This is a genomic window from Pseudomonas sp. B611 (assembly GCF_055407965.1).
On sequence record NZ_JBUZST010000048.1, the window covers coordinates 1 to 937 of the forward strand.

The following is a 937-nucleotide window of genomic DNA, read 5'->3' on the forward strand; positions in this document are numbered from 1 at the left end:
CGCCGGTACCTTCACCGCGACTGACGAAGAAACTCCACGTGACGGCCTGACCATCACCTTCACTGCGGGCACCAACGACGCCGGCTACTACGCCATCGTTGGCAACAACGTTGTACTGACCCAAGCAGGCGCGAACTTCGTCAACGCCGGCAACCAGCTGCCAAAAATCGACCTGACCGTCACCGACCCTCAAGGCTTGAACTCCACCGGTTCCGATCAGCCAGTGGTCAACCTGCATAACGACGTGCCGGTGATTGAAGTTGTCGCCAACACCCTGGAAGAAAACTCTGCCGTAGAAGGCACCGTCGCCGGTACCTTCACCGCGACTGACGAAGAAACTCCACGTGACGGCCTGACCATCACCTTCACTGCGGGCACCAACGACGCCGGCTACTACGCCATCGTAGGTAACAACGTCGTGCTGACCCAGGCGGGTGCGAATTTCGTCAACGCTGGCAACCAGCTGCCGAAAATCGACCTGACCGTCACCGACCCTCAAGGCTTGAACTCCACCGGCTCCGACCAGCCAGTGGTTAACCTGCATAACGATGTGCCGGTGATTGAAGTTGTCGCCAACACCCTGGAAGAAAACTCGGCCGTTGAGGGCTCCGTCGCCGGTACCTTCACTGCAACCGACGAAGAAACGCCACGCGATGGCCTGACCATCACCTTCACTGCGGGCACCAACGACGCCGGCTACTACGCCATCGTTGGCAACAACGTTGTACTGACCCAGGCGGGCGCGAATTTTGTCAACGCTGGCAACCAGCTGCCGAAGATTGACCTCACCGTCACCGACCCGCAGGGCCTGAACTCCACCGGTTCCGACCAACCGACCGTCAACCTGCACAACGACGTGCCAGTGATTGAAGTCGTTGCCAACACCCTGGAAGAAAACTCTGCCGTAGAAGGCACCGTCGCCGGTACGTTCGTTGCG

General features: G+C 59.4%; 1 protein-coding gene. It reads left to right on the forward strand.

Annotation, left to right across the window (positions count from 1 at the left end):
- Positions 1–937, forward strand: a 937-nt coding sequence (locus ACZRMO_RS30210; protein ID WP_463975273.1) for a hypothetical protein, incomplete at both ends; no start/stop codon positions are given.